Annotated in this window: 23 protein-coding genes; 2 read left to right on the forward strand and 21 right to left on the reverse strand. The window is 29.0% G+C overall.

Annotated elements, in window-relative coordinates:
- Positions 1-2: 2 nt before the first annotated feature.
- From I2H23_RS05840 to I2H23_RS05875, 8 genes are all read right to left on the reverse strand, one after another.
- A complete protein-coding gene (locus I2H23_RS05840; RefSeq protein ID WP_166505766.1) occupies positions 3-2,396 on the reverse strand; it encodes a DNA translocase FtsK in 2,394 nt (797 codons plus the stop codon).
- A 117-nt stretch (positions 2,397-2,513) separates the two neighbouring features.
- Positions 2,514-3,302, reverse strand: coding sequence for a ClpP family protease (locus tag I2H23_RS05845; RefSeq protein WP_176579613.1), 789 nt, complete (start codon positions 3,300-3,302; stop codon positions 2,514-2,516).
- Between the two features lie 153 nt (positions 3,303-3,455).
- Entirely contained in the window at positions 3,456-4,670 is a 1,215-nt protein-coding gene (gene dapG / locus I2H23_RS05850) for an aspartate kinase (RefSeq protein WP_092924786.1), read from the reverse strand.
- 9 nt (positions 4,671-4,679) lie between these two features.
- Positions 4,680-4,925, reverse strand: coding sequence for a YlmC/YmxH family sporulation protein (locus tag I2H23_RS05855; RefSeq protein WP_092924784.1), 246 nt, complete (start codon positions 4,923-4,925; stop codon positions 4,680-4,682).
- Between the two features lie 170 nt (positions 4,926-5,095).
- On the reverse strand, positions 5,096-6,337 hold the full coding sequence (locus tag I2H23_RS05860) for a M16 family metallopeptidase (RefSeq protein WP_092924782.1): 1,242 nt from the start codon (positions 6,335-6,337) through the stop codon (positions 5,096-5,098).
- Between the two features lie 193 nt (positions 6,338-6,530).
- Positions 6,531-7,262 (reverse strand): polysaccharide deacetylase family protein, encoded by a 732-nt coding sequence (locus I2H23_RS05865; protein ID WP_207741701.1) that lies wholly within the window; start codon positions 7,260-7,262, stop codon positions 6,531-6,533.
- Between the two features lie 174 nt (positions 7,263-7,436).
- On the reverse strand, positions 7,437-9,542 hold the full coding sequence (pnp, locus tag I2H23_RS05870; RefSeq protein WP_195581285.1) for a polyribonucleotide nucleotidyltransferase: 2,106 nt from the start codon (positions 9,540-9,542) through the stop codon (positions 7,437-7,439).
- Between the two features lie 254 nt (positions 9,543-9,796).
- On the reverse strand, positions 9,797-10,537 hold the full coding sequence (locus I2H23_RS05875) for a tyrosine-protein phosphatase (protein ID WP_195581286.1): 741 nt from the start codon (positions 10,535-10,537) through the stop codon (positions 9,797-9,799).
- Between the two features lie 187 nt (positions 10,538-10,724).
- Here I2H23_RS05875 and I2H23_RS05880 point away from each other — a divergent pair, with 187 nt between their 5' ends.
- A complete protein-coding gene (locus I2H23_RS05880; protein WP_195581287.1) occupies positions 10,725-11,090 on the forward strand; it encodes an ArsR/SmtB family transcription factor in 366 nt (121 codons plus the stop codon).
- Positions 11,091-11,092: 2 nt separating this feature from the next.
- Entirely contained in the window at positions 11,093-11,464 is a 372-nt protein-coding gene (locus tag I2H23_RS05885; RefSeq protein ID WP_166505770.1) for a NifB/NifX family molybdenum-iron cluster-binding protein, read from the forward strand.
- 176 nt (positions 11,465-11,640) lie between these two features.
- Here the strand turns inward: I2H23_RS05885 and rpsO are convergent, their stop codons facing one another.
- From rpsO to I2H23_RS05950, 13 genes are all read right to left on the reverse strand, one after another.
- The gene (gene rpsO / locus I2H23_RS05890; RefSeq protein ID WP_092924772.1) at positions 11,641-11,895 is read right to left on the reverse strand and encodes a 30S ribosomal protein S15; all 255 of its coding nucleotides are present in this window, start codon (positions 11,893-11,895) and stop codon (positions 11,641-11,643) included.
- 84 nt (positions 11,896-11,979) lie between these two features.
- Positions 11,980-12,924: a bifunctional riboflavin kinase/FAD synthetase gene (locus I2H23_RS05895; protein WP_092924770.1), complete on the reverse strand. Its 945-nt coding sequence runs from the start codon at positions 12,922-12,924 to the stop codon at positions 11,980-11,982.
- A gap of 36 nt (positions 12,925-12,960) precedes the next feature.
- Positions 12,961-13,869, reverse strand: a complete 909-nt coding sequence (truB, locus tag I2H23_RS05900; protein WP_195581288.1) for a tRNA pseudouridine(55) synthase TruB — start codon at positions 13,867-13,869, stop codon at positions 12,961-12,963.
- Between the two features lie 12 nt (positions 13,870-13,881).
- Complete coding sequence (locus I2H23_RS05905; RefSeq protein WP_195581289.1) at positions 13,882-14,856, reverse strand: DHH family phosphoesterase; 975 nt, start codon at positions 14,854-14,856, stop codon at positions 13,882-13,884.
- Positions 14,846-15,232, reverse strand: a complete 387-nt coding sequence (rbfA, locus tag I2H23_RS05910) for a 30S ribosome-binding factor RbfA (RefSeq protein WP_092924764.1) — start codon at positions 15,230-15,232, stop codon at positions 14,846-14,848. Before rbfA ends, I2H23_RS05905 begins: the two co-directional genes overlap by 11 nt.
- 220 nt (positions 15,233-15,452) lie before the next feature.
- On the reverse strand, positions 15,453-17,393 hold the full coding sequence (gene infB / locus I2H23_RS05915; RefSeq protein ID WP_092924762.1) for a translation initiation factor IF-2: 1,941 nt from the start codon (positions 17,391-17,393) through the stop codon (positions 15,453-15,455).
- Positions 17,394-17,407: 14 nt separating this feature from the next.
- Positions 17,408-17,725, reverse strand: coding sequence for a L7Ae/L30e/S12e/Gadd45 family ribosomal protein (locus tag I2H23_RS05920; RefSeq protein WP_092924760.1), 318 nt, complete (start codon positions 17,723-17,725; stop codon positions 17,408-17,410).
- Positions 17,715-17,990 (reverse strand): RNase P modulator RnpM, encoded by a 276-nt coding sequence (gene rnpM / locus I2H23_RS05925; RefSeq protein ID WP_092924758.1) that lies wholly within the window; start codon positions 17,988-17,990, stop codon positions 17,715-17,717. The genes I2H23_RS05920 and rnpM overlap by 11 nt, the downstream gene beginning before the upstream one ends.
- Before the next feature lie 17 nt (positions 17,991-18,007).
- On the reverse strand, positions 18,008-19,081 hold the full coding sequence (nusA, locus tag I2H23_RS05930) for a transcription termination factor NusA (protein WP_092924756.1): 1,074 nt from the start codon (positions 19,079-19,081) through the stop codon (positions 18,008-18,010).
- A gap of 25 nt (positions 19,082-19,106) precedes the next feature.
- A complete protein-coding gene (gene rimP, locus I2H23_RS05935; RefSeq protein WP_092924754.1) occupies positions 19,107-19,568 on the reverse strand; it encodes a ribosome maturation factor RimP in 462 nt (153 codons plus the stop codon).
- A 185-nt stretch (positions 19,569-19,753) separates the two neighbouring features.
- Complete coding sequence (locus tag I2H23_RS05940; RefSeq protein ID WP_195581290.1) at positions 19,754-20,338, reverse strand: 4Fe-4S binding protein; 585 nt, start codon at positions 20,336-20,338, stop codon at positions 19,754-19,756.
- Entirely contained in the window at positions 20,338-20,544 is a 207-nt protein-coding gene (locus I2H23_RS05945; protein ID WP_195581291.1) for a 4Fe-4S dicluster domain-containing protein, read from the reverse strand. The genes I2H23_RS05940 and I2H23_RS05945 overlap by 1 nt, the downstream gene beginning before the upstream one ends.
- Before the next feature lie 142 nt (positions 20,545-20,686).
- Positions 20,687-21,904: a hypothetical protein gene (locus tag I2H23_RS05950; RefSeq protein WP_195581293.1), complete on the reverse strand. Its 1,218-nt coding sequence runs from the start codon at positions 21,902-21,904 to the stop codon at positions 20,687-20,689.
- Positions 21,905-22,186 lie beyond the last annotated feature (282 nt).

Below are 22,186 nucleotides of genomic sequence, written 5' to 3' on the forward strand. Positions count from 1 at the left end.
TTTTACTCACCTTCTAAATTTTGTAAGTCTTGTTTACTTATTAATACTTTTCTTGGTTTACTTCCTTCGCTTGGTCCAACTATACCTCTTTCTTCCATAGAATCTATAAGTCTTGCCGCTCTATTAAATCCTATTTTAAACTTTCTTTGTAACATAGATGATGAACCTTGTCCACTTTCAACTATAAATTCTATAGCTTCACTTAATAATTCATCTTCATCACTTGATTTTGCTATATTAGCTTTTGATATAGTCTCCATTATATCTTCTTCGTACTTTACTTCGTTACCACTAACTTGTGATTTTACAAAGTCTATAACTCTTTCAGATTCACCTTCTGATATAAACGCACCTTGAAGTCTAACAGGTTTTGCTGCTCCTAATGGATAGAATAACATATCACCTTTACCTAATAGTTTTTCAGCTCCACCCATATCAAGAATTGTTCTTGAGTCTGTTTGTGATGAAACAGCAAATGCTATTCTAGATGGTATGTTAGCTTTTATAACTCCTGTTATAACGTCAACAGATGGTCTTTGTGTTGCTACTATTAAGTGCATTCCAGCTGCTCTTGCCATCTGTGCTAATCTACATATATAATCTTCAACATCATTTGAACTTACCATCATTAAGTCTGCAAGTTCGTCTATTATTATTACTATCTTAGGGAGTTTTTCTTCTGCCTTTTGATTGTAACTTGTTATATCTTTTACTTGTGCTCCTGCAAATAACTTGTATCTTCTATTCATTTCTGTTACTGCCCAGTTAAGTGCATTAGCAGCTTTTTTAGGATCTGTAACTACTGGTATAAGTAGATGTGGTATTCCATTATAATTTGCAAGCTCAACGACTTTAGGGTCTATAAGTAATAACTTTACTTCATCTGGCTTTGCTTTGTAAAGTATGCTACTTATTAGTGTATTTACACATACACTTTTTCCTGAACCTGTTGACCCTGCTATTAACATATGAGGCATTTTTCCTATATCTGCTATTACAGTTTTTCCTGCTATATCTTTACCTAGTGCCATAGCAAGTGGAGATTCAAAGTTTCTAAACTCTTCACTTTCTAATACTTCACGAATTCCTACCATTTGTGCATTTTCATTTGGCACTTCTATACCTATTGCACTTTTACCTGGTATTGGAGCTTCCATTCTTATACTTTTAGCAGCTAAGCTTAGTGCTATATCATCTGTTAGATTTACTATTTTACTAACCTTAACTCCTGGGCTTGGCTGTATTTCATATCTAGTTATAGTAGGTCCTACTGTAACTTGATTAACCTTTGCTTCAACTCCAAAATCAGATAAAGTCTTTTCTAAAAGAGATGCATTTTTAAGTACTTTTTTTCTTCCTCCGTCATCACTTTTTTTATCTATTTTGTTTAAAAGGTTAAAGCTTGGCATTTTATAGTTTTCATAACTCATATTTGAAGCTACATTTATATCTTGAGTTTTTTCCATATCGGAATTGAATGTTTTAGATGTTTTTATAGGTTGTTCCTTTACATCTTCTACAACTCCTGTTTTAAAGCTTTGTAATTCCTTTATTGTATCTAATTCTGGCATATTTTGAGTACCTTCTAATATTTCTAGGTATTCATCTTCTGCCTTATTAAACCCAACTATTTTTATAGTTTTATCTCCTATATCATCTTCGTCTTGGTCTATTACATATTCTTCCTCTTCTTTAGAGTTTTTAGACATAAAGCCTTTAAATAGACCTTTTTTATCAACCATAGTTTCTTCATCTACTTCTTCTGTCATCATATCTATTGCTGATTTTTTCATATTAGATACTTTTTCTTTTAAGTTTAGGTTTCCATTTTTAGCACTTGATGATTTTGCTTTTATGTTTAATATTAAATCTTTAACTGATATGTTAAAGATAAATAATATAGTCATTACAAGTGCAAATATACTTATCATCCATCCACCAGTTAATCCAAACATTTTAACGATATAGTAAGTTATAGTGGTAGATACAAGTCCACTTCCTTCTCCACTTACCCCCATATCCATAACACCTTTAATCATGTCTGAGCTTAAAGGAGAATCTACAGGTAAACTTTTTGCATTTAATAATCCATAGAATATAAACATAAATAATATTACTACATAGTATGTTTTAGTATTTTTTAATCTATATATATATTCGTTGCCTTCAAAGAATCCAAGTATCCCTATAATAATTACTATAAATGGTATTATTACAGAAAGAGAACCAAATAATCCTTTAAATAAAGATTGCATCATAGATCCTATAAATCCCATTGAACTTGAATTTAAACTATATAATAAAAATATACCTATAAATATAGTTACCAAATTATGATATTCCTGATTAAAGCTTAATTTCTTTTCTTTTTTCTTGCTTTTTTTCTTTTTAGCCACTCATCTCACCTCTTATCTTACTTTAAGTATATCATAGCAAAAAGTGTTAATGCCTTAACACTAACACTTTTATTTTATCATTTAATTATATCATACAACATATATTTATAACAATTTTTATTTATCTTGATTCTTTTCATCTTCTTTTATAAGTTCTTTTAACTTACTTAATGCTTCTTTTAATCCTCCAACTTCATTTATAAGCCCAACATCTACAGCTTCTTTTCCTATTAATACACTTCCAACGTCATTTACAAGTTCGTCTTTTGAGTGCATTATCCTGTCTAATTCATCTCTATCTATATTAGAAGTTCTAGTTATGAAATTACTTATTCTTTCTTGCATTTTTTTAAAGTATTCAAAAGTTTCATTTACTCCTATTACAAGTCCGTTAGTTCTTATAGGATGAACTATCATGGTAGCAGTTGGTGCTATAAATGAATAGTCTCCTGCAGTTGCAAGAGGAACTCCTATACTATGACTTCCTCCAAGTACTAATGTTACTACTTTTTTAGAGATGCTATTTAAAAGTTCTGCTATAGCAAGACCTGCTTCTACATCTCCTCCTACTGTATTTAATATGACAAGTATGCCTTTAGTATCTGCATTTTCTTCTACTGAATAAAGCATTGGTATTATATGTTCATATTTAGTTGATTTTTTTTGAGGATTTCCTACGTAGTGACCTTCTATCTCTCCTATTATAGTTATACATTGTATATCTTTTTTAGGCTGTGGTGGCATATCAGGCACACCCATTTGTTTTATGTTTTGTATATCTTTAGTTTCATTTACTGGATTTTCTTCATTTTCATTTTTTATTTGTAATGTACTTTTTTCTCTACCTCTATCACGGCTAAATTCTATATGATTATTGTAGTTAATGTTATCTTCATAATATCTCATGTATGTAATACTCCTCTCAAACTCTGCTTTCATGTTATTTTGTCCAAATATATACAAAAAATTCTTTGAATGCTAAGTTTTAAAGTATTACATTTTTATTATATCTTTTAATTATTTTAATAGAATTTTTGATTTATTACATACTTTACTTAATTAATTTAAGTGAAATTCATTATGAATTGCATGCACTGACTTTGATATATCATTACTATCTACTAAACAAGATATTGTCATACTAGAATCAGATGTTTGAAGTAATGGTATATTTTCTTTTGATAAAGCTTTTACTAATCTTGACATAACTCCTGGTATGCCATTTATCTTAGCACCTATTAAAGTTACTTTTGCACAATTTTTTCTTATGGAATATTCTATATTTGATTTTTTAAGTATATTTTCAAGTTGTTCTATATACTCTTCTTCTACTACAAATGCTTTTTCTTCTATAAAAAAGTTTATCATATCTATACTTATGTTTTCTTTTTCTATATCATTTAATATATTTGTAAAATCATCTTCACTTGCTTTTATTTTAACTTGTGCTACTTTATCCTTGTGAGCTACAGCTGTCATTAGGCTATTTTTTACTTCATACTCCATATATTCCCTTTGGCACTCTGTACATATTCTAGTTCCTGCAAACTCTGGATTTAATGTATTTTTTATTGAAAGTGTTATATTTGCACTCCTTGCAAGAGATACTGCTCTTGGATGTATAACTTTAGCTCCTTTTTCTGCCATTTGAAATACTTCTTCATAATCTATACAATCTAATACCTTAGCATCAGGTTCTATTCTTGGGTCTGCTGTCATTATTCCATCTACATCTGTATATATCTCAACCCTAGAACAATTTAATGCTTTGCCTATTGCAACAGCCGATGTATCACTACCCCCTCTTCCTAGTGTTGTTATTTCTCCATCTTCTGTTTTACCTTGGAATCCAGCTATTACTACTACATTGTTATCATTTAACTCTTTTAATATTCTTTCTGTATTTATATCTAATATTTTTGCATCTGAAAAATTATTAGTTGTTATTATTCCAGCTTGATATCCTGTCAAGAAAGTAGCCTTTATATTTCTAACCTGTAACATGTTTGTAAGTACAGTTCCTGATATTATTTCGCCACAGCTCATTATCATATCTAGTTCTCTTTTGTTTGGTTGATCGTTTATTTCACTTAATAAAGAAATTAATGTATCTGTTGCATATGGTGAACCCTTTCTTCCCATAGCTGATACTACTACAACTAGCTTTAAATCCTTATAAGTTTCTTTATATGCTTTTATTATTTTGCATACCTCATTCATTTTTTCGTAAGATCCAACTGATGTACCACCAAATTTTTGAACTAAGATTTCCATAATGCCCCCCTAGTATATTCCGTCATATTCAATTATTATCATATCATTTCCTATTTTTCTAACATTTCTCCAAGGTACTTCAAGTACTGATTTATCCTTTCTAATACCAAAGAATCCTTTTTCCCTTGGTATTAATAATGCTAGTATCTCTCCTGTAGTTTCATCTATTATCATGTCACACTCTCCAATTACACCTAATCTTTCTCCTGTAACTAGATTTACTATTTCTTTACCTGCTATTTCAGATAAATTCATGTTTATCCCCCCATTTTTTCTTTTATAGTAAAATATCTCAAAGCATTTTGTAATATAAAAGTAAGTTAAATATTAGTTCACTTTTATATGATTATATTTACCTTAATTTTTATATTAATTTTAATCAACTTTGAGATATTCTTCATTCGTTTATTTTATTGTTTAAAGTATTATAGCTTTATATTTTCTACATCTCTACCAACTATACATACTCCTATTTTATCTAAATTAAATACTTTATCTATTACCTTTTTTATAGTTTCTCTATCTATATTATCTATAGATTTTAATATTTCATCACTATTTCTTACCTTTTTATTTAGTAGCATTGCCTTACCTATTGCCATCATTCTGCTACTTGTACTTTCTAGACCTAGCATATAACTTCCCTTTAATTGTTCTTTAGTTAATCTTATCTCTTCATCACTTAGGTAATTGTTTTTAAGATCTTTTATTTCCTCTATAACTAAATTATATACTTCTTCTAGATTTTCGTTACTCATACTAGCAAATATTCCTAACTCTCCACATTGTCTATATAAACTTTGAGATGAATATATTGAATAAACTAATCCCTCTTCTTCTCTTATCTTTTGGAATAGCCTAGAACTAATGCTCCCTCCAAATATAGTGTTTATTATAGCTAATGCATAGGCTTCTTCTGTTTCTTCAGATGCTATAGCTTCTAAACCAATTGCTAGATTAACTTGTTCAGTATCTTTATTTTTCGTTATATAAGTATTTTTAAAATCTGCCTTAGTAAAGTTTATATCTACTTCTTTTTTATTCCATGATTTAAACTTATCTTCTATTTCTTTTACTATTTCTTCAAAATTAAAGTTTCCACATATAGATATTACTGAATTATTAGGTACATAATAATTGCCAAAATACTCTTCTATTTCTTTTTTGTTTATATCAAATAAAGACTTTTCTGTCCCTATTATGTTGTATCCTAAAGAATGCCCTTTATATATTCCTTCACTCAATAAGTCATAAGCTAAATCTTCTGGAGAATCTTCATACATCTTTAATTCTTCAAGTATTACTAATCTTTCTTTATCTATATCAGTTTGATTAAACAGTGGATTTAACATCATATCACTTAATATGTCTATTCCTTTATTTATATGAGAATCTAATAATTTAACGTAATAACATGTACATTCTTTGCTTGTAAAAGCATTTATTTGTCCACCTAAATTATCTATCTCATTTGCAATATCTTTTGAAGTTCTATTTTTAGTGCCTTTAAATAGCATATGTTCTATAAAGTGAGATATACCACTTATTTTCTCATCCTCTATTCTTGAACCTGCGTTTATCCATACCCCTAGTGCAATAGACTTTAAATAAGGTATTTCTTCACCTATTATTGTTAGTCCATTATCTAATACGTGTGTTTTATACATACTTCCCTCCATTTATAATGTCATTTTATAATTTAATATATTTATAAAGTTTTTATTTTTACTTAGTGCTTTACATGAGCTATGTAGTAAATATCTATACCCTAATATAAAAAATCTAAATATTAGTAGTTTTTATTAAACTACATGTATTAAATTATAAGTTACTATTTTTATTTATTCAACTATTACTATCCTAAAATACATCACTTAGCTTACCTGGTTTTAACCCCTTGTCCCTAATTATATTTATAATATCATCTACACATTGGACTGTTGCATTTGTTGGATGCATTAAAACTATACTATTATCTACTATGTCTTTTTTCTTAATTCTTTCAATTATAACATCTGGCTCTTCTCTATTTTTCCAGTCTATTGTGTCTATGTCCCATTTTATAGATGTATATCCCATTTCTTTTGCTGCTTTTACAGTGTTGTCCCCAAATGAACCTGATGGAGCTTGGAAAAATTTAGTTTCTTCCTTTATTATATCTTCTATTATTTTCTTAGATGTTTTTATTTGCTCTAAATTTTCTTCATAAGATAAGTTTGCATAGTCTAAATGTTTATGTCCATGGTTTCCTATTTCATGTCCTTCTTCCTTAATTTTTAGAAGTAATTCTTCATTGTTTTCTGCCCATCTACCAGTTACATTAAAGGTTATTTTTACATCTTCTTTTTTTAGTGCCTCTAGTATTCCCTCTACATATTCACTTTCCCATCCTAGGTCTACGTTGCAAGTTAATGCAACGTATCCACTTTTAACTTTTGTTCCTTGGTAGTATGGCTGATTTGCTACATCTAAGTTTAAGGTTGGTTTTGTCTCTCTTTTCATAAAGTATAACCCAGAAATTACAATTAATATAACTGCTATTAATCCTATAATGACTTTTTTTAATTTTTTCTTATTGATTACTATCATCATAATAGTTTTCCCCCTAATCAAGCCTTAATTATGTACAACTTCTTATATATTTTATTAGGTTGTATTAATATTTATGACTCTATTTCTTTGAGATTATTTTTGTATTGTATATTACTTTTAATCAAACAAAAAGACTGTAGAAAATTAGTTCTACAGTCTTTTTGTATTAATATATTATTTTTCTTCTTTTTTCTCAGGCTTTGGTAAAAGTACTTTTCTAGATAAGTTTACTCTTCCTTTTTCATCTATTTCAGTTACTTTAACTTCTACTTCATCTCCTATGTTTAGTACATCTTCAACTTTAGCTACTCTTTCGTGTGCTATATGAGATATATGAAGTAATCCTTCTTTTCCTGGAAGTATTTCAACAAATGCTCCAAAGTTCATTATTCTAGTTACTTTACCAGTATAAGTTTTTCCAACTTCAGCTTCAGCAACTATATCATTTATAAGCTTTTGAGCAAGTTTTATCATATCAGCATCTATTCCTGCTATGAATACTTCTCCTGTTTGTTCTATATCTATTTTAACTCCAGTTTCATCTATTATCTTAGTTATAACCTTTCCACCAGGTCCTATAACGTCTCTTATCTTATCTGGGTTTATATTCATTGTTACTATCTTAGGTGCATACTTAGATAATTCAGGTTTTGGCTCACTTATTGTCTTTCTCATTTCATTAAGTATGTGTATTCTACCAGCTTTAGCTTGAGTTAATGCATCTCTTAGTACTTGCTCATCTATACCAGCTATTTTTATATCCATTTGTATAGCTGTTATACCTTTTTCAGTACCTGCAACTTTAAAGTCCATATCTCCTAAGTGGTCTTCCATACCTTGTATATCTGAAAGTACTGCTACTTTATTGTCATGCTTTATAAGACCCATTGCAATTCCTGCTACCATATCTTTTATAGGAACACCAGCGTCAAGTAGTGATAATGTTGAACCACAAACACTACCTTGAGAAGTTGAACCATTTGAGCTAAGTACCTCAGATACAACTCTTATTGCATATGGGAATTCTTCTTTAGATGGTAATACTGGAAGTAAAGCTCTTTCAGCTAAAGCTCCGTGACCTATTTCTCTTCTTCCTGGACCTCTTGATGGTCTAGCTTCCCCAACACTGTATGCTGGGAAGTTGTAGTGATGCATATATCTTTTACTTTCTTCTTCATCAAGTCCGTCAAGTATTTGAACATCTCCTAAAGCTCCAAGTGTAGCTATAGACATTACTTGAGTTTGACCTCTTGTGAATAATCCAGAACCATGAGCTCTTGGTATAAATCCATTATCACACCATATAGGTCTTATTTCATTTAACTTTCTGTTGTCTGGTCTTACATTTTCATGTACTATTAATTTTCTTACTTCTTCTTTTATTATAGCGTGAAGAGTTTCTTCTATATCTTGTTCAAATTCTTCAGCTATTTCTGCAAAATGTTCAAAAGTTTCAGCTTTAACAGCATCCATCTTTTCCATTCTTTCTAACTTTTCAAATGTTTTTATAGCTTCTGCCATTTTTTCGCTTGCAAATTCACGAACAGCTTTTTCTACATCTTCATCTATTTGATGAAGTACAACTTCCATTTTTTCTTTTCCAACTTCAGCTACTATTTGTTCTATAAATTCAACTATCTTTTTGATTTCTTCATGAGCAAATAATATAGCTTCAAGCATTAATTCATCTGGTATTTCTTCAGCCCCTGCTTCAACCATCATTATAGCATCTTTAGTTCCTGATACTACAAGGTGCATAGAACTCTTTTCTCTTTCCTCTGCTGTTGGATTTACAACAAATGCCCCGTCAACAAGTCCTATTAAAACAGAACCAGTTGGTCCATTAAATGGTATATCAGATATAGATAATGCTACTGAAGAACCTATCATTGCTACTATATCAGGAGTACAGTCTTGATCTACTGATAAAACTGTTGCAACTACTTGTACATCATTTCTAAATCCTTTAGGGAATAAAGGTCTTATAGGTCTATCTATAAGTCTTGATGTAAGTATAGCCTTTTCTGATGGCTTTCCTTCTCTTTTTAAGAATCCTCCTGGTATTTTACCTACTGAATATAACCTTTCTTCATAATCTACACTTAGTGGGAAGAAATCTATTCCATCTCTTGGTGCAGAAGATTTAGATACGTTAACCATTACCATCGTATCTCCGTATCTAAGAATAGCACTACCACTAGCAAGTTCTGCTATTTTTCCTATTTCAACAGAAAGTTCTCTCCCTGCTAAATCCATTTTAAATATTTTATGTTCAAACATTAATTGCTTGCCTCCTCTTTAAAAAACACGTTTATCATCCTATGTATTATATTATCAAAAATAGTATAAATTAACAACATAAAAGTAATTTACTATATTTGGGATAGCTTTGTTTAAGTAACTTATTATTAATTTATTATTTACTTATTAATATAAATTTAATCATATATGTTTTAATCAATTAATATATTCTTTTTAAATAAAAAGTCTGTGTTTAACTTAAAGTATTTTAAGTCAAACACAGACTTTTTATATTAATATAAATATTTATTTCTTAATTCTTTTAAATCTTCTACTGTTAATCCAAACTCATTGTATAAATATTCTTCTGTAGTTTTATACTTTTCATCTATTCTTCTAAATGCTTCGTTTATATAATCTTCATTTACACCAAATAAATATTTTAATTTTTCCTCAGGAACATTTTTTAACTCAGGTTGTACTTTCATTATCTCTTCTATAGCCTCTTGTGCTGATTGATTGCTTTTTAAATAATCTTTTATTATATCTTCTCTACTTACACCTAATATCATTAAAATTATAGCACATCCTACTCCAGTTCTATCTTTTCCTGCTGTACAGTGAGTTAAAATTGGTAGGTTATTTTCATCTCTAATAAGTTCAACTAATCTTTTATATGATTTGTTATTTACTGGTAAATCATAATATCTTTCTTTTAACATATTAAAAGCATTTTCATTTTCAAACATATTTAATAACATTTCTTTGACAGATCCAAACTTAGCCGCGCTCATATCATCCATATTCATAGCAGATACTCTTATGTACTCTATATTTTCTATTTCTTCTGTTGGATTTTCTTTACTTTCTTCTTCGCTTCTATAATCAAATACTAACTTTATGTTTAAATCTCTTAATGTCTGTATATCATCACTACTTAAATTAGCTAAATTTCCAGATCTGAAAAATAATCCTTTTTTTACAGTTCTTCCATCTGACGACTTACATCCTCCAATGTCTCTAAAGTTTATCAAAACTTATCCCTCCTTATCATTTACATTTGATACATACCCTAAATAATTATAATAAAACATAGGTATAATTTTCTATAAAAATCACATTTTAGAAATATATTTTATATAAATTTTTAAGTATACTTGAAATATTTAATTAAGAGTACTATAATCTAATTAAGTAATCACTTAACTAAAAGGAGTGAACATGAATAATTTAGCTAAAGTATTTAAGGCACTAAGTGATGAAACAAGACTTAAAGTTCTTTTGTTAGTTTCAAAAAGAGATATTTGTCAAAAAGGAATCTCTAGGTACTTAGGTATAACTGATTCATCAGTATCTCAGCACATAAAGGTTTTAAAGGAAGCTGAGATAATAAGAGGATATAAAGAAGGATACTACGTTTTTTATCATATTAATGAAAATGTTTTTAATGAATGTATATCATTTTTTAATTCTCTAGGAAATATTAATGAAAACTTATTAGGTTTATCAAACATTAATCTTATAAGTACAGACTGCAGTACTAACTGCAAATCTATAAAAAAATGTTGTAAAAGAAGGGATGTTTAATTATGAAAATTTGTATGCCAGTAGAAGTAAATGAAGGTCTTTTAAGTAAGCCATTTGGACACTTTGGTTCAGCTCCAATGTTTTTAGTTTACGACTCAGAAACTAAGGAAGTGTCTGCTTTAGATAATGGAGATTTAGGGCATGAACATGGAAAATGCCAACCTATAAAAGCTTTATCAGGAAATGTTGTAGATGCAGTTATAGTTGGTGGTATAGGTCAAGGTGCTATAGTTAAATTAAATTCTATGGGAATAAAAGTGTATAAGGCTTTAGGAGCTACTTTAAAAGAAAATATAGATTTATTCAATGAAAACAAATTAAATGAATTCCCAAGTAATCACACATGCTCTCATGATGGATGCAACCATCATTAGAATATAAGTTTTGCATAATTATCAACATATAAAAGCCTCTTATTAAATCTTTAATAAGAGGCTTTTTATATAATTCTTAACTACAGTAGTTAACCACAGTTTTTTAAGTATAATAATTTTCTTAAATGCAAAAAAGTTATCTCTTACGAGATAACTTTTTATATATAGAAAAATTATTATTTTCTTAATCCTAACTTAGCTATTAACGCTCTGTATCCTTCTAAGTCTCTGTCTTTTAAGTAAGCTAATAAGTTTCTTCTTCTACCAACCATCTTTAAAAGACCTCTTCTTGAGTGGTGATCTTTTTTGTGGATTTTTAAGTGGTCGTTTAATTCGTTTATTCTAGCTGTTAATAAAGCTATTTGTACTTCTGGAGAACCAGTATCTCCTTCACTTCTTCCGAATTCTTTTATTATTTCTAATTTGTTCATTTGAATACCTCCATAATATTTAAAAATCGCCTATTACTAAGCACGAATTGGAGTAATTCTATGCCGAGTAATGGTTTACTCCAACTATTTTACCATACATTCACTAATATTGCAAACATAGTTTTCTCTTACATAGTTGGTATCTTTTTTCAATTGTTGTTTTAGTTCTTCTAAGGATGAAAACTTACGCTCATCTCTAATTCTTTCTAAAAACTCAACTTTTATAATCTTGCCATATATATCTTCATTAAAATCTAATATATTAGTTTCTATTGATAGCTTATCCCCATTTACAGTAGGATTAAAGCCTATATTTGTTGCGCCATAGTAAGTATTACCATCAATATATACTTTTGTTGCATATATACCATTTTTAGGTATTATCATATTTTTATCGCCTTGAATATTAGCTGTTGGAAAACCTATAGTTCTTCCAAGTTTTTTAGCGTGTATAACTTCTCCTTTTATTTCATAGTTATGTCCTAAATATTTTTTTACTTTAGATACTTGTCCATCTTTTATAAGATTTCTTATATAAGTACTGCTAACTCTTATATTATCTATTTTTATAGGATTTACTATATCTAGTTCAAAGTTATACTCACTACATAGTTCTTTTAATAAATTTACATTTCCTTCTTTATTTTTTGCAAATGTAAAATCATATCCAACTATTATTTTCTTAACGCCTAACTTATCTATTAAGATGTCTTTTACAAACTCTCTTGGAGATATTTTAGTCATATATTCATCAAAAGGTATACTTATTATTAAATCTATACCCATATCTTTTATTCTTTGTTCTTTTTCTTTATTACTTATAATATTTTTTATTGAGTTTTTTATAAAATAATTTGCTGGATGGTTGTCAAAGGTAAATACTACACTTTTTATATTGTTTTTAAATCCATATTCTACTGCCTTTTTTACTAAGACTTGATGACCTTTATGAAGACCATCAAAGTTACCAATTGTAACTACACTTTTATTTATGTTTTGTATTTTATCTATAGATTTTATAATATCCATAATGAGTCCCCACTGAATTATAGTATTTTTTTAGTTTTATACTATAAATAGTTTATCACTCTTTACACTTATTTCGCTACCTTTTTTAATTAATTTACCACTACCTAAAAATTCACCTTCACAGTAAACTCTTACAATTTCATCATTTTCATTGAAATCTTTTTGTGTAAATCTTCTTTCATCTATTATTCCACCATTTACATAATACTTTCTTGCATTAGGGTGTATAGATAGACTGTTAAAGTTTGATAATACGTAGTCTATGTCATATAAATGTTCTTCTAAAGTGTTATTTTCCTTGTATTCTTGTAATTGTTCTAAAGTTATAGCATTTTCTAGATTAAATTTACCTGAAGATGTTCTAAGTAAGAAAGACATATGACCTCCACAACCTAGAACTTGTCCTATATCATAACATATACTTCTGACATAAGTTCCCTTTGAACACATTACATAAAACATTATCTTATTATCATTTATGCTAAGTATTTCTAATTTTTTAATATTTACTGGTCTAGTCTTTAGCTTTATTTCATCTGCTCTTCCGCTTCTAACTAAATCGCACATTCTTTTTCCATTTACCTTAAGTGCAGAATACATTGGAGGTAACTGATCTATATGTCCTCTTTGAGTTTCAAAAGCTTTTTCTATTTCTTCTTTAGAGTAGCTAAAGTTATCAACTCTATCTATTATCTCTCCTGAAGAATCGTAAGTGTCTGTTGTTATACCAAGAGTTAATTCACAAATATAGCTCTTATCTTTATTTAGTATAAGTTCACTTACTTTGGTTGCTTTTCCTATACATATAGGTAATACCCCTGCCGCATCTGGGTCAAGGGTACCTGTATGTCCAACTTTCTTTATATTTAAGGTTCTTCTTACTACACTAACAACATCATGAGATGTCATTCCTGTAGGTTTTATTATGTTTACTATTTTGTTCATGTCTTTATCACCTTAGATTGTTTTTAATACAGCTTCTAATACCTGTTTTTTTGCATTTTCAACACTATCATATATAGTGCATCCTGCTGCTCTTACGTGCCCTCCACCATTAAAGCTTTGCGCTATAAGGCTTACATCTACATAATTTTTAGATCTTAAGCTTACTTTTACTTCATTTTCTTTTTTCTCTTTAAGAAGTATTCCAACTTCTACTCCTTCTATATCTCTAGTATAAGATGTTATTCCGTCTACATCATTGAAGCTTATTATGTTATTTTTTAACATTTCTTTTGTTATACATATACTAGCGACTTTTTCATTAACTATATCTAAAGTATTTAAAGCTTCTCCTAATAACTTATAATAGTTGTATGGATTACTTTGAAACACTTTTTGGATTATCATATCTCTTTTAGAACCTTTTATAAGTAGTTCTTTTGCCATTTCAAAACTACTTGGATGAGTGTTTGAATATGAGAAGTTTCCAGTATCTGTTGCAAGGCCTGTATATAAGGCTGTTGCTATTTTTTCATCTATTAAGTCTATGTTTTGAGTTTCACTATATCTTACTAATAAATTGTATACTAACTCACAAGTAGATGATGCATTTATATCTATGTAATTAAAATCTCCATAATTATCATTACTTGCATGATGATCTATACATACAACTTTATTAGCATTATTTATTATTTCTTCTTCTAAACATATTCTTTTTTTATCTCCGCAATCAAGTGCTATTAATGAATAGTTACTTTCATTAAATTCATTAGATTTAAGTATGTTTATATCTTCAACTAAAAATTCTAGGTTCCTAGGTGCATTATCATCTAAAACATAGTAAACATTTTTACCTAATTTTTTTAAGCTATAATACATTCCTAGAGTTGAACCTATATTATCACCATCAGGACTAATGTGAGAAGTGACAACAAAATTGTCACTTCCATTTATATAATCTATTATATTGTCTAGATTATTCTTCATCAAACATTTCCTCATCTATTTCATTTGCAGTTTTTCCTTCGTTAACTTTCTTTATTAATGTATCCATATACATTCCATTTTTTATAGAATCGTCAACTTTAAATATTATTTGAGGAGTATGTCTTAATTTAACATTTCTACTTACTTCTCTTCTAATGTAGTTTACTGCACTTCTTAGCCCTGTTAATGTAGATTCTTCATCTCCTCCTAGTATACTTATGTATACGTATGCATAACTTAAGTCACTTGTAACTTCAACGTCAGTTACACTTACCATAGAGTTTATTCTAGGATCTTTTATTCCACTTATAAGCATTGTACTTATAACTTTTTTTATTTCTTCTGCTATTCTTTTTGTTCTGCTATATGATGCCATAAATATCGACCTCTTTTACTTCTATTTTAGAATAGCACATTAGAAATTATATTTGCAGTAAATATAATTTCTTTAATGTGCTTTGATTTTATCTATTAATTTATTAGCCATAATTATTTATAACATATTACATAGTTTTAAAGCTTAAAAGTTTTTGTAATATATTATTATATGACTTAAAATATCTTTTTGTTATTATTGTCTATTTATATAAAACTTATTATAAACTTTTTCTTTCTACTTCTTTAGTTATATAAGCTTCTATTATATCTCCGATTTTTACATCGTTGTAGTTAACAAAGCTTAATCCACATTCGTATCCGTGGTTAACTTCTTTAACATCATCTTTGAATCTCTTAAGAGCTGCTAATTGTCCATCATGGATTACTATACCATCTCTTACTATTCTTACCTTAGAACCTCTAAATATCTTACCACTTGTTACATAACATCCAGCTATTGTTCCAACACCTGATAATTTGAATGTTTCTCTAACTTCAGCTTTACCAGTATCTTCATCTTTAAGTTCTGGATCAAGCATTCCAAGCATTGCAGCTTGAACATCTTCTATAGCTTTGTATATTATTGTGTAACATCTTATATCAACAGATTCTTTTTTAGCTATAGTTTCAGCAGTAGCTCCAGGTCTTACGTTAAATCCTATTATTATAGCATTAGATGCAGCAGCAAGCATAACATCTGACTCAGTTACAGCACCAACACCACCATGTATAACTCTAACTGCTACTTCTTCAGTAGATAATTTTTCAAGTGATTGCTTAACAGCTTGAACTGAACCTTGAACGTCAGCTTTAACAACTATATTTAATTCTTTTACATCAGCATCATTCATGTGGCTGAAGAAATCATCAAGAGACATTCTTTGGTTAGATTTTAACATTTCTTCTCTAGCCATTTGAGCTCTCTTTTCAGCTACACTTCTTGCTATTTTTTCAGTAGCTACAGCAACAAATTGATCTCCACCTTGTGGAACTTCTGATAAACCTAATATTTCTACAGCAGTAGATGGTCCAGCAGTTTTAACTCTTTTTCCTTTAGAGTTTATCATCGCTCTTACTTTACCACTTGCAGTACCACATACTATTGGATCTCCAACTTTAAGTGTTCCACCTTGAACAAGTACAGTAGCAACCGGTCCTCTTCCCTTATCAAGTTCTGCTTCTACAACAGTACCAACAGCTCTTTTATCAGGGTTAGCTTTGAATTCTTCAACTTCTGCAACTAATAATATCATTTCAAGTAAAGTATCTATTCCTTCACCTTTAAGTGCTGAAACTGGAACTGCTATAACATCTCCACCCCAGTCTTCAACTAATAATCCTTGATCAGCTAATTCTTGCTTAACTCTATCAGGGTTAGCTGCTGGTTTATCTATTTTGTTTATAGCTACTATTAATGGTACTTCAGCAGCTTTAGCATGGTTTATAGCTTCAACAGTTTGAGGCATTATACCGTCATCTGCTGCAACAACTAATATTGCTATATCAGTTACTTGTGCTCCTCTAGCTCTCATTGCTGTGAAGGCTTCATGTCCTGGAGTATCTAAGAATACTATCTTTTGTCCATTTACCATTACTTCAGAAGCACCTATATGTTGAGTTATTCCACCTGCTTCTCTTGAAGTTACGTTTGTTGATCTTATTGCATCAAGTAAAGATGTTTTACCGTGGTCAACGTGTCCCATAACTGTAACAACTGGAGGTCTAGGCTTTAAGTCTTCTTCTTTATCTTCTTCTATTTCCATTAAAGCATCTATTGCTTCAACTTCTTCTTCATCTGCTCCTCCAACTACTAATTCAAATCCGTAGTCCTTAGCAACAAGTGAAGCTATTTCAAAGTTTAACTCTTGGTTTATTGTAGCCATAGTTCCCATTTTCATAAGCTTCATTATTATTTCTGAAGCTGACTTATCAAGGGCATTAGCTAACTCTTGAACAGTTAATTTTCCTTCTATTTTTAATATATTTCCTTTAGCCGCTGCTATTTCTTCTTTTAATATATCTAAAACTAACTCTAATTCATCTTCTGCTATTTCAGAATTTTCATTTTCTACATCTATATCTAATTCTTTTAACTTTTGTATCATTTCTTCATTTGATACTTTCAATTCTTCTGCGATTTGGTATACTCTTGTTGACACAAGACCACCCCCTATTATATTTTTTGTGTTTCCATCAACTCGCTGATTTTGTCAGCAAAGTTTTTGTCCTTTATACCTATGACTGCTCTAGGAGCTTTCCCTATAGCTAGCCCTAGTTGTAGCTTTGTTGAAAAGTATACATACGGTATACTTCTATATGATGATTTATCTTTATATAACTTTTTAGTGTTATCAGATGCGTCATCTGCTACTATAACTAGATTTACCTTCCCTTTTTTAAGGTCAGCTAAAGTAGATTCGCCAGACACTATCTTACCTGCTCTTGTAGCAAGGCCTAAAAATGAATATATTTTTTCTTCACTAGTCTTCATAACTTTCTAGCTCCTTAAGTAGGTTGTCATATACATCAGATGGAACTTCCATTTTAAATGCTCTATTTAAAGCTTTGCTTTTTATAGCTTTTTTTAGACATTCGACATCCTTACATATATATGCACCTCTACCGTTTGCTTTTCCTGTTGGGTCTAAAAATATTTGACCTTCCTTAGTCTTAACTATTCTTATTAGCCCTTTTTTTGCATCTCTTTCTTGACATGCTATACATTTTCTTTGAGGAACCTTTTTTTGTTTTTGCAAAGAGTACCCCTCCTTTATTACTCAGCGTCTGTGTTAGTTTCTTGAGGCTCTAACCCTGCTTGAGATTCACTTTTTATATCTATTTTCCAGTTAGTAAGCTTAGCTGCAAGTCTAGCATTTTGTCCTTCTTTACCTATTGCAAGTGATAATTGGTAATCAGGTACTACTACTAAAGCAGATTTTTCTTCTTCATTTATATCAACCTTAACAACCTTTGATGGGCTAAGTGCTGCACATATAAATTCAGCTGGATCATCACTGTATTTTATTATATCTATCTTTTCGTCACCTAATTCATCAACTATGTTTTTAACTCTTGAACCTTTAGGTCCTACACAAGCTCCAATTGGATCTATCTTTTCATCTATTGACTTAACTGCCATCTTAGTTCTTGAACCAGCTTCTCTTGATATAGATTTAACTTGAACTATACCTTCAAATATTTCTGGAACTTCAAACTCGAATAATCTCTTAACTAATCCTGGATGACTTCTTGATACTATTATTTGAGGTCCTTTATTAGTTTTCTTCACCTCTAATATGTATACCTTTATTTTTTGACCAGCTCTGTATGTTTCACCAGGTATTTGGTCTTGTGGAGTCATTATAGCTTCTATTCTTCCAAGATTAACATGAACTATGTTTTTGTTTACTCTAGCTACTTCTCCTGTAACTATTTCATTTTCTTTATCCATAAATTCATTGTATACTATTTCTCTTTCTGCTTCTCTTATTCTTTGAACAACTACTTGCTTAGCAGTTTGAGCAGCTATTCTTCCAAAGTCCATAGGAGTTACTTCATTTTCTATTATATCTCCTAATTCGTAGTTTGGACTTATTTCTCTAGCGTCTGCTAATTCTATTTCTAAGAATGTATCGTATAAATCTGATTCATCAACTACTACTCTTTGAGAGAATACTTTAACGTCTCCTCTTTCTCTATCAAACTCAACTCTTACGTTTTGAGCAGAACCAAAGTTTTTCTTGTATGCTGTTAAAAGAGCTTGTTCTATAGTGTCTATAAGTATTTCTTTATCTATTCCTCTGTCTTTTTCTAACTCATCTAATGCTTCTATAAATTCGTGGTTCATTTTATTTTTACCCTAAGCTATCTTATTAAAACTTTATTGCAAGTCTTACAAGAGCTACTTCCTTTCTATTAAATTCAACTTCTTCATCATTTATTATAACTTTTATAGTATTTTCTTCTGTTAATCCAACTAATGTACCTTCAAATTGCTTTGAGCCATTTAGTGGTTTGTATAATTTTATCTCAACGTCTCTTCCAGCGTATCTTACAAAGTCTTTATCTTTTTTAAGCGGTCTATCAAGTCCTGGTGAAGATACTTCTAAGAAGTAGTTATCTTTTATAGGATCTTTAACGTCTAAAACTTCGCTTAATTGTCTACTTACAGCTTCACAATCATTTAATGATATTCCGCCTTCTTTATCTAAGAATACTCTTAAGTAATACTCTCCAGCTTCTTTTACATATTCTACATCTACTATTTCAAAATTAAGTGGTTCAGTTATTTCTGATACTAATTCTTCTATAGTAGCTTCTATACTCTTTTTCATATTTTTCCCTCCTATTCAGTTGTCAGTTTATTTAAAACAAAAGAGTGAGAACTTCTGGTCTCACTCTTAGTGTTTGCAAAATGTATTATTTTATATACTATAATAACATATATAAGGTTTAATTGCAAATTTTTTGAAATTACTATGTTTCTAAGCCATTTTTATTAATAATTTAAATCCTAATTTTACATATTATCTTTATACTTAGCCTTTGATATTATATGAGTCATAGTTCCCATTGGACAATAAACACACCAAGAGCGAGGCTTGTATAAAAGCATTGTAACTACACCTAATATTGTAGATGTAATCATAATACTATAAAATCCAAATGCAAACTGTGCTACCCAAGGACTTACCATACTTACATTAGCCACTTTCCATGGCACTTTAAATGTCCAAAGTATTGTTATAACTTCTTTTAGGCTATTAGTTTGATTAAATACTAAGTATGTCATAAATAGCATATTTATAAACATTGTCATAAAGAAAGCTAAAAATCCATATCTAAACCACTTACTTTTTAAAAACTTAGGAATATTATTGTATTTTGATAATTTCATTTTATTTCCCATTAAGTTTAATAATTGACCTCTTCCACAGTAAGTATTGCAGTATGTTTTTCCTTTTCCTAATATTGCCATAGCTAAAGGTATTGTAAAGCATAGTAATCCAAGCCATGCAAATAATACATTAAATAATCCTAGGAATAAATATAATGCACTTAATATCCACATATACTCTTTCCAAGTTTTCTTTTGCTTTTTCATTATATAGATTCCTCCATACTTTTTATTTCTATAACAGATGCAGGACACGCTTTAGCACATTTTCCACATCCTACACATTTATCTAGGTTAACTTTTGCAAATACACCTTGTTCTATTTCTATAAGTTTTAGCGGACATTCTTTTATGCAAGTTCCACAGGCTACACAATAATTTTTGTCTATAATTGCTTTTTTCCTTATTTTCATAATATAATCTCCTCCTATATCTCTTATAGAATTATTATATTAATTTTTAATTTTTAGTTCTGTGACTTTGTCACATTAAAATAATTTATTTGTAAAATAAAATACCTTAAAATAACTATAAAAGTTATCCTAAGGTATTTTATTATTTCATTGTATATAGATTTATTTTGTCGTATAAATCACTAGGGACTATATACCATACACTAGTCTCTCCTATATCCCTTCTGGCAAAGCCTTTATCTTTGCTACATAATCCTAATCTATTTCCTTCATTATCTTTTATAAATAAGTCTGGCTCTAAATCTATATCATTTTCTCCGTGCCATCTAGTTATATGTATAGAATTAAGGTCTTCCATTAATTTGTGTTTTTCATATATATCATCTATTAACACACTTTTGTTATTATTTATATTTTCTATAGTTATTTCTAAATCTTCATAATCTTCCTCATTAGAAAATATTTCATAATTTGTTAGATAATATTTATAATCTATGTCACTCCATGAGCCTTCACTTAATTTTTCCATAGGAATATACATAATACCACTAGCATAGTTTATTTTATTATTAGGATATAGTTTAGTAGTTGAATAATCAGCTAAATTAACTATATATGCTTTTTTATTTTCTATATAACTTAAATCATTTTCATATCTTATAGTATAAATATCTGCTTTATCATATTTTTCTAATTCTATATTATCTATAGTTTCTAATAGTTCTTCAGTTGTCGTTTTAAATTCATGCTCTACAATCTGATCTTTGTTGCTTATTTTACTTTGTTTTATAAAATAATCGCCATTATATATTACTATACTTACAAATTTATTTTTTTCTTTATCTTCTATATACATATCTAGTAATTTTATTTTTTTGTTATTGTCATATTTTACTTCAAAATTTACTATATCTGTGTCCAATGATAATCCTAATTCATTTTTTATTTTTTCATAGTCTTCTTTTAATGTATCCATAGATATATTTTTTATATCAAATTTTATATCTCTATACTCTGCTACATCATATATGGCATTACTTAATATAGTTGAATATAACATTAAAACTCCTAGTATTGTCGCTTTTTTCTTTATAATACTATTTGGTCTTTCTTTGTTTTTTAATAAAAACCAATATAATAAAAATCCTGCTGGTATTATTATTGGATACCAGTTAAATGCAAATTCTAATCTAAATGCTCCAAGTATAAAAAATCCTACTAATTTTAAAGGTAGGTATTTTTCATTTTCTTCTTTTTTATAATATATATGTATTAAATATGCTATTGTAGCTCCCCAAAATATTAAATTTATCATACCACTTTCTTCTGCAAACTCTATAAATTTGTATATATACTCCACATAACCCCTCCATAATCTTTATCATATATATGATATATTAATTTTAATTATATATGGTAAAGATTTGATTACAAAATAATTCAGTTAAATATTTTATCCCCCCGTCGTTTTTTCTTACCCCCACTTTTTTGGCTTTGGTTTGTTTATTTCCAATAACTTTACAAGCCAAATATATTAAAAGTGAACAAATAAACAAACCTTCTATACTTAATATTAGCCCTGTAATAGATAATAATAAAATACACTTCCTGCATATGATATTAGGCCCATTATCTTTATTCT

This window comes from Romboutsia sp. BSD2780061687b_171204_C1, from assembly GCF_015560225.1.
Classification (GTDB): Bacteria; Bacillota; Clostridia; order Peptostreptococcales; family Peptostreptococcaceae; genus Romboutsia_C; species Romboutsia_C hominis.

Bases quoted from the DNA above. Each gene is read 5' to 3' on its own strand.
- pnp (WP_195581285.1), bottom strand. From the start codon at position 9,542: ATGTTTGAACATAAAATATTTAAAATGGATTTAGCAGGGAGAGAACTT.
- rpsO (WP_092924772.1), bottom strand. From the start codon at position 11,895: ATGAACAAATTAGAAATAATAAAAGAATTCGGAAGAAGTGAAGGAGAT.
- I2H23_RS05920 (WP_092924760.1), bottom strand. From the start codon at position 17,725: ATGAAGACTAGTGAAGAAAAAATATATTCATTTTTAGGCCTTGCTACA.
- I2H23_RS05865 (WP_207741701.1), bottom strand. From the start codon at position 7,262: ATGATGATAGTAATCAATAAGAAAAAATTAAAAAAAGTCATTATAGGA.
- I2H23_RS05845 (WP_176579613.1), bottom strand. From the start codon at position 3,302: ATGAGATATTATGAAGATAACATTAACTACAATAATCATATAGAATTT.
- I2H23_RS05940 (WP_195581290.1), bottom strand. From the start codon at position 20,338: ATGAAAAAGCAAAAGAAAACTTGGAAAGAGTATATGTGGATATTAAGT.
- I2H23_RS05855 (WP_092924784.1), bottom strand. From the start codon at position 4,925: ATGAATTTATCTGAAATAGCAGGTAAAGAAATAGTAAATCTAGTTACA.
- I2H23_RS05895 (WP_092924770.1), bottom strand. From the start codon at position 12,924: ATGGATATTATAAAATCTATAGATAAAATACAAAACATAAATAAAAGT.
- dapG (WP_092924786.1), bottom strand. From the start codon at position 4,670: ATGGAAATCTTAGTTCAAAAATTTGGTGGTACATCAGTTGGATCTTAC.
- truB (WP_195581288.1), bottom strand. From the start codon at position 13,869: ATGAACAAAATAGTAAACATAATAAAACCTACAGGAATGACATCTCAT.
- rbfA (WP_092924764.1), bottom strand. From the start codon at position 15,232: ATGGCATCATATAGCAGAACAAAAAGAATAGCAGAAGAAATAAAAAAA.
- I2H23_RS05880 (WP_195581287.1), top strand. From the start codon at position 10,725: ATGAATAATTTAGCTAAAGTATTTAAGGCACTAAGTGATGAAACAAGA.
- I2H23_RS05905 (WP_195581289.1), bottom strand. From the start codon at position 14,856: ATGAAGAATAATCTAGACAATATAATAGATTATATAAATGGAAGTGAC.
- I2H23_RS05945 (WP_195581291.1), bottom strand. From the start codon at position 20,544: ATGAAAATAAGGAAAAAAGCAATTATAGACAAAAATTATTGTGTAGCC.
- nusA (WP_092924756.1), bottom strand. From the start codon at position 19,081: ATGAACCACGAATTTATAGAAGCATTAGATGAGTTAGAAAAAGACAGA.
- rimP (WP_092924754.1), bottom strand. From the start codon at position 19,568: ATGAAAAAGAGTATAGAAGCTACTATAGAAGAATTAGTATCAGAAATA.
- I2H23_RS05885 (WP_166505770.1), top strand. From the start codon at position 11,093: ATGAAAATTTGTATGCCAGTAGAAGTAAATGAAGGTCTTTTAAGTAAG.
- I2H23_RS05860 (WP_092924782.1), bottom strand. From the start codon at position 6,337: ATGTATAAAACACACGTATTAGATAATGGACTAACAATAATAGGTGAA.